Raw genomic sequence first — 6,011 nt, forward strand, 5'->3', positions numbered from 1 at the left:
GTAGTTCGTCATTCAGAACGAGATGCTCGGCACGAGCAAACTCACTCTATCGCACATAAATACGACATACAACCCCTATCCATAGTAGGACATTCGAATACAATGTGAGGCACACGAGGGGGTCCCTGGTCGCCGCGAAGCAGGACGAAGCGCGAGCCGGCGGTGTCGTGAACCACAGCGTCAGCCATCCTTCGACCCTATGGAAGACCCTGCGTCGGCGCCGGACAGCGACGACCTCAGGCGGCTGCGACTCCCAGTTCGGCGAGCAGACCCTGCACCCGACGCTTGATGTCGTTGCGGATAACCCGCACCTCGTCGAGCGGCTTGCCTTTCGGGTCGGTGAGCTCCCAGTCCTCGTAGCGTTTGCCGGGGAAGATCGGGCAGACGTCGCCGCACCCCATGGTGATGACGGCATCCGATTCGCGCACCTGCTCGGTCGTCATGAGGGTCGGCACCGCCTGCGAGATGTCGATCCCCTCTTCGGCCATCGCGGCGACCGCCATCGGGTTGATCTGATCGCCCGGCTCGGATCCTCCGGAGAGCACCTCGACGGCGCCGCCCGACAGCGCGCGGGCGTAGCCAGCGGCCATCTGCGAGCGTCCGGCGTTGTGGATGCAGACGAACAGGATGGTGGGCTTGTCAGACATTCGTTTCTCTCTCTACAGGGATGCGGGGTCAGGTTCGAGCGGGTACGCCGAGTTGGTCGAGCAGGGTGAGTACGCGTCGCTCGATCTCGTCGCGTACGGGGCGGATGCCGGAAACGTCCCAGCCTGCCGGGTCGTCGAGCACCCACTCTTCGTACCGCTTGCCGGGGAACACGGGGCACGCGTCGCCGCATCCCATGGTGATGACGACATCGGCGGCGCGCACCACCTCATCGGTCCACGGCTTCGGGTATTCGGCGGAGATGTCGATGCCGCGCTCCTTCATCGCCTCGATGGCGGCGCGGTTCACTTGGTCGCCCGGCTCCGATCCGCCCGACCAGCCGACCGCGCCGTTCCCGGCGTAATGCTCGAAGAACCCGAGGGCCATCTGCGATCGCCCGGCGTTGTGGATGCAGAGGAACAGCACCGCCGGGGTGCCGTCATTCGACCTGCCTTCGACCCGTGCGAGTGCGCTGAGGCGCTGCTTCGCGAATCGTTCGGAGAGCAGCGGCAGGTAGTTCGTGACAGTTGCGCGTCCGGCGAACTGCTCGTACGAGGTGTGCAGAAACCGCTCGATCGTTTCGACCCCGAAGACGCCCTCGAAGTCGCGGGCGAGGCGGGTCGCAGCGACCTTGAGGGCGTACTCCTGGTCGAGCGGGACTGCGGCGCGGGTGTAGTCGGACATCATCGTCCTTTCAGGCGGCGGTGAGGCGCGGGGCGAGGTCGCCGACGCGGCGGGTCAGGTCGGCGAGGGCATCTTCGAAGGCGCGCTCGGTGCCGGCGCGCACCGGGTCGGGGATCGACCAGTGCAGTGCGGGTCGACGCTCGAGCTCTTCGTGGGCGTTGTCGCACACGGTGATGACGAAGTCACTGTCGGCGAGCACCTGGTCGAGGGCGAGCGGTGAGGTCGCCAGCATCGGGATGCCGTGGCGCTTCGCCACCGCGAGGGCACTGGGCGCGATCCGGTCGGCGGGCTGGGTGCCGGCGGATGCCGTGGGCACGTCGCTCGCCAGGCGCCACAGCGCGGCGGCGAGCTGTGAGCGCGCCGAGTTGGCCGAGCAGACGAAGACGACGCGGCGGGCGGTGGCCGTCCTGCCGGGCAGGAGCCCGGTGAGGGCGCCCGGGACGAGGTGCACGTAGGTGCGACGCCTGTCGCCCTCGGAACGGCGGCGTTCGATCAGCCCCGCGTGCTCGAGTACGCCCAGGTGGTGGGCGAGCAGGTTCGACGTCACGCCGAGCGCCTGCTGCAACTCGGTGGGCGAGAGGTCGCCCAGGCTCAGCCGGTCGACGACGTCGAGTCGCGCGGGGTCGGAGAGGGCCGCGTGCCGTGCGGCGCGCTCAGCGAGGTCGAGTCGATCAGTGTTCATTGAGTCAATATTTGTTGAGGCAAGATGCGATGTCAAGCTAGGCTCAGCCTGTGATCACCCACACCCGCGCCACCGCCGGCGAGTTCGTCGGCAGCGCTCTGCTCACCACCGTCGTCGTCGGATCCGGCATCGCCGCCGAGCAACTCTCGAACGACGTCGGACTTCAGTTGCTCGAGAACGCGCTCGTCACCGCGCTCGGGCTCACGGTGCTCATCCTGGTCTTCGCTCCCGTGTCGGGGGCGCACTTCAACCCCGTCGTCTCGCTCGTAGACGCGTTGCTCGGTACCCGGTCGTGGCGGGATGTCGCGCGCTACGTGCCCGCGCAGATCACCGGATGCATCGCCGGGGTCATGCTCGCAAACCTGATGTTCGGGCTCGATGCCGTCTCGTGGAGCACCACCGATCGGGCGACCTGGCCGCACCTGCTCGCCGAAGTCGTCGCGACGGCGGGGCTGGTGCTCGTGATCTTCGCCCTCGTGCGTACCGGCCGCGCGGCTCTCGCCGCGCCGGCCGTCGGCGCCTACATCGGCGCCGCCTACTTCTTCACCTCGTCGACGAGTTTCGCGAACCCGGCGATCACGATCGCCCGGATGTTCAGCGACACCTTCGCGGGGATCGCCCCCACGTCAGCGCCCCCGTACCTCGCCGCGCAACTCGTAGGCGGGCTCATCGGCTGGCTTGCCGTGCGGGCGTTCTTCCCGGCAACCCGCGACACTCCGGGTTCGATCGCTGTTACTGCGAGCGGCGGTTGATCAGACGCGTCGGCATCATCGTGACGCGCGGCACGTCTTCGCCTTCGATCGAGCGGATGAGCAGTTCCGCCATGGTGCGACCCACGCCGCCCTCGTCCTGGTCGACCGTCGTGAGCGACGGGGTCGCGCGCGCCGCGAAGTAGTCGTTGTCGAAGGTCACGACCCCGAGGTCACGCGGCACGACGAGCCCGCGACGACGCAGAACCGACATCGCACCGTCGGCCATCTGAGCGGATGCCGCGAAGAGTCCGTCGATCGGCACGCCACGGTCCAACAGGCGCTCCATCGCAGCAGTTCCGGATTCCGGCGTGAAGTCGCCGTGCTCGACGAGGTCGGCCGACAGCCCGGCGTCGGAGAGCGCGGCGCGCCAGCCCTCAAGTCGGTCGAGCCCAGCGGTCATATCGGTCGGGCCGGCGATCGTCGCGATGCTGCGACGCCCGGAGGCGACCAGCAGCGACACGACGTCGCGCGCCGCTGTGGTGTTGTCGACGTCCACGTAAACCGGCTCGGGACCGTCGTCGTGCCGGGCCGGACGACCGCCGAAGACCACGGGGAAGGTGCGCGACAGGGCGACGTAGGAACGGTCGTCGGAGTGGTGGGAGAGGATGAGCGCGCCGTCGACGTTGCCCGACTGCAGGTAGCGGCGGCTCTTCTCGGGATCGGTCTCCGATGCGATGAGCAAGGTGAGCGTGTAGTCGGTCTCGGCGAGCCGTAGCGCAGCGCCCTGGATCACCGCGGCGAAGTAGGGGTCGGCGAAGAATCGGGCGGTGTTCTCCGGGATGACCAGGGCGATCGCCTGCGTGCGCCGACTCGCGAGGGAGCGCGCCGCCCGGTTGGGCACGTAGCCGAGTTCTTCGATCGCCTTGTTCACGGCGGCGAGTGCCTCGGGGGTCACCTTCGGGGAGTCGTTGATGACACGGGACACCGTCGACCGCGACACCCCCGCGAGGGCGGCGACCGTCTCCAGCGTCGGGGTCCCTGCGGGAGTAGCCCGCGCCTCAGGTGCCTCGGTTGTCACGGAGTGATCCTAGGCCCGCGCCAGCGGGGAGGGCAGCGCGCGGCTCTCGATGATCGCCCGGTACGCGATTGCGCTGTCCTTGAGCGTGCGCGTCTGAGTGTCGTAGTCGACGCGCACGATGCCGAACCGCTTGTCGTAACCCCATGCCCACTCGAAGTTGTCCATGAGCGACCAGTAGAAGTACCCGCGTACTGGCACCCCGCGGTCGATCGCATCAAGGGTCGCCCCCAGGTGTGCCTCGAGGAATGTCACGCGCTCGGCGTCGTGAACGCCGCCGTCGTCGGCGACGACATCGTCATACGCGGCGCCGTTCTCGGTGACGGCGAGGTCGACCCCGGCCGGTCCGGTGTACTCGTCGTGGATGCGCTGCAGCAGCCGCGTGAGGCCCTCGGGCTGCACCTCCCACTGCATTGCCGTGAGAGGCAGGTCGCGCACGTGCCAGTGCACGCCCTCGGCCGCGGGGAAAGGCGAGCGCTTGGGACGCTCGGAGGGCGCGGCGGTCGACATCGTCTCTCCCGCGGGCGGGGTCGCCCCGACGAGTTCGCCGTGGTAGTAGTTCACACCCAACAGGTCGATCGGGGCCGAGATGGTCGCCAGATCGCCGGGCAGAACCACTGAGTCGAAACCGAACTCCGCGACATCCGCGAGAACATCAGCCGGGTAGGCGCCGCGGAAGATCGGGTCGAGGAAGAACCGGTTGAACTGCCCGTCGATGCGACGGGCGGCATCGAGGTCACCCGAATCGGTCGGGTCGACCGGGTCGGCGACGGTGAGGTTCAGGGTGATCCCCAGACTCAGCTCGGGGTCGCGACGACGCAGCTCCTGCACGACGAGGCCGTGGCCGAGCAGGAGGTGGTGGCCCGCGGCGAGACCGGCGGCGGGTTCCTGACGGCCCGGAGCGTGCTCGCCCCCGATGTAGCTGAGGAACGACGAGCACCACGGCTCGTTGAGCGTCGTCCAGGAGGTCACGCGATCGCCGAGGGCGTCATGCACCGCCATCGCGTAGTCCAGGAAGCGGTAGGCGGTGTCGCGGGCGGGCCAGCCGCCCTTCTCCTCGAGGGCTTGAGGCAGATCCCAGTGGTAGAGCGTGAGCCAGGGGTGGATGCCCGCACCGAGGAGTTCATCGACCAGGCGCGAGTAGAAGTCCAGCCCGGCCGTGTTCGAGGGACCGCCGTCGGGGCACACGCGCGCCCATGAGGTGGAGAAGCGGTAGGTCTGCAGGCCGAGGTCAGCCATCAGCGCGACGTCATCCCGGTATCGGTGGTAGTGGTCGCACGCGACATCCCCGTTGTCCATGTCGACGACCGCTCCGGGGATGCGGCTGAAGGCATCCCAGATCGAATCGCGCCGACCGTCCTCGTGGGCGGCTCCCTCGATCTGATACGCGGCCGTGGCCGCGCCGAAGAGGAAGTCCGCCGGGAAGGCCCGGGCTGCGGGCGCCGAAATGGAGTCAGTCTTCACCCTTGACACGGTGCTCATGCCCCTACCCCTTGACCGCGCCGGCCATGATGCCGCTCACCAGCTGCCTGCCCGCGAAGATGAACAGCAGGAGCAGCGGGATCGTGGCGAGCACGACTCCGGCGAGCACGATCGAGTAGTCGACGAAGTAGTTGGACTGCAGCAGCGAGAGTGCGACCGGCAGCGTCGGGTTCTGGCGGTCGAGAACGATGAACGGCCAGAAGAAGTTGTTCCAGGCACCCACGAAGGTGAACAGGAAGAGCATCGCAGCCGCGGGTCGCGCCGCGGGCACGCCCACCGTCCAGAAGATGCGGATCATCGTCGCGCCGTCGATGCGGGCCGCCTCGATCAGCTCGTCGGGAACCGCCTGACGCAGATACTGCGTCATCCAGAACACCCCGAAGGCGCTCGTCAGCGCCGGCACGATGATGGCGCCGATCTGGCCCGTCCACCCGAGGTCCGAGAACAGGATGTACAGCGGTACGACGCCGAGCTGTTGGGGGACCGCCATCGTGGCGACGACGAAGGCGAGCAATCCCACACTGCCGCGGAACCGCAGCTTGGAGAAGGCCCACCCGGCGAGGGTCGAGGTGATCACGACGGCGGCCGCGATCAGGAACGACGAGTAGATCGAGTTCCACAGCGCGGGCCAGAAGTTGACCGCGGGGTTGCTGACCACGGCGAGGGCGTTGTCGATGAAGTTGCCCCCCGGCCACCACGGCCGCTCGCGAAGTGACGACGCGTCGCCCGAGCCGATGACGAACGACCACCA

At 68.2% G+C, this 6,011-nt stretch carries 7 protein-coding genes; 1 reads left to right on the forward strand and 6 read right to left on the reverse strand.

Going from position 1 to position 6,011, the window contains the following annotated elements; genetic code table 11:
• Positions 1-236: 236 nt before the first annotated feature.
• From RMO30_RS09430 to RMO30_RS09440, 3 genes are read right to left on the reverse strand one after another with little or no spacing between them, the layout of a single operon-like run.
• Positions 237-647, reverse strand: a complete 411-nt coding sequence (locus RMO30_RS09430; RefSeq protein ID WP_309712445.1) for an arsenate reductase ArsC — start codon at positions 645-647, stop codon at positions 237-239.
• A 28-nt stretch (positions 648-675) separates the two neighbouring features.
• On the reverse strand, positions 676-1,329 hold the full coding sequence (locus tag RMO30_RS09435; protein WP_309712450.1) for an arsenate reductase ArsC: 654 nt from the start codon (positions 1,327-1,329) through the stop codon (positions 676-678).
• Between the two features lie 10 nt (positions 1,330-1,339).
• The gene (locus RMO30_RS09440) at positions 1,340-2,011 is read right to left on the reverse strand and encodes a helix-turn-helix domain-containing protein (RefSeq protein ID WP_309712453.1); all 672 of its coding nucleotides are present in this window, start codon (positions 2,009-2,011) and stop codon (positions 1,340-1,342) included.
• 53 nt (positions 2,012-2,064) lie between these two features.
• Here RMO30_RS09440 and RMO30_RS09445 point away from each other — a divergent pair, with 53 nt between their 5' ends.
• Positions 2,065-2,763 (forward strand): MIP/aquaporin family protein, encoded by a 699-nt coding sequence (locus RMO30_RS09445; RefSeq protein WP_309712465.1) that lies wholly within the window; start codon positions 2,065-2,067, stop codon positions 2,761-2,763.
• On the opposite strand, the gene RMO30_RS09450 is transcribed toward RMO30_RS09445, so the two are convergent.
• The 3 genes from RMO30_RS09450 to RMO30_RS09460 form a co-directional block, all read right to left on the reverse strand.
• Positions 2,744-3,781 (reverse strand): LacI family DNA-binding transcriptional regulator, encoded by a 1,038-nt coding sequence (locus RMO30_RS09450; protein ID WP_309712456.1) that lies wholly within the window; start codon positions 3,779-3,781, stop codon positions 2,744-2,746. The genes RMO30_RS09445 and RMO30_RS09450 overlap by 20 nt on opposite strands.
• Positions 3,782-3,790: 9 nt before the next feature.
• A complete protein-coding gene (locus RMO30_RS09455) occupies positions 3,791-5,260 on the reverse strand; it encodes a GH1 family beta-glucosidase (protein WP_309712459.1) in 1,470 nt (489 codons plus the stop codon).
• A 4-nt stretch (positions 5,261-5,264) separates the two neighbouring features.
• A partial coding sequence (locus RMO30_RS09460) for a carbohydrate ABC transporter permease (RefSeq protein WP_309712462.1) occupies positions 5,265-6,011 on the reverse strand: 747 nt, incomplete at its 5' end.

This window comes from Pseudolysinimonas sp. (genome assembly GCF_031389465.1).
Taxonomy (GTDB): domain Bacteria; phylum Actinomycetota; class Actinomycetes; order Actinomycetales; family Microbacteriaceae; genus Pseudolysinimonas_A.

Bases quoted from the DNA above. Each gene is read 5' to 3' on its own strand.
- RMO30_RS09435 (WP_309712450.1), bottom strand. From the start codon at position 1,329: ATGTCCGACTACACCCGCGCCGCAGTCCCGCTCGACCAGGAGTACGCC.
- RMO30_RS09440 (WP_309712453.1), bottom strand. From the start codon at position 2,011: ATGAACACTGATCGACTCGACCTCGCTGAGCGCGCCGCACGGCACGCG.
- RMO30_RS09430 (WP_309712445.1), bottom strand. From the start codon at position 647: ATGTCTGACAAGCCCACCATCCTGTTCGTCTGCATCCACAACGCCGGA.
- RMO30_RS09455 (WP_309712459.1), bottom strand. From the start codon at position 5,260: ATGAGCACCGTGTCAAGGGTGAAGACTGACTCCATTTCGGCGCCCGCA.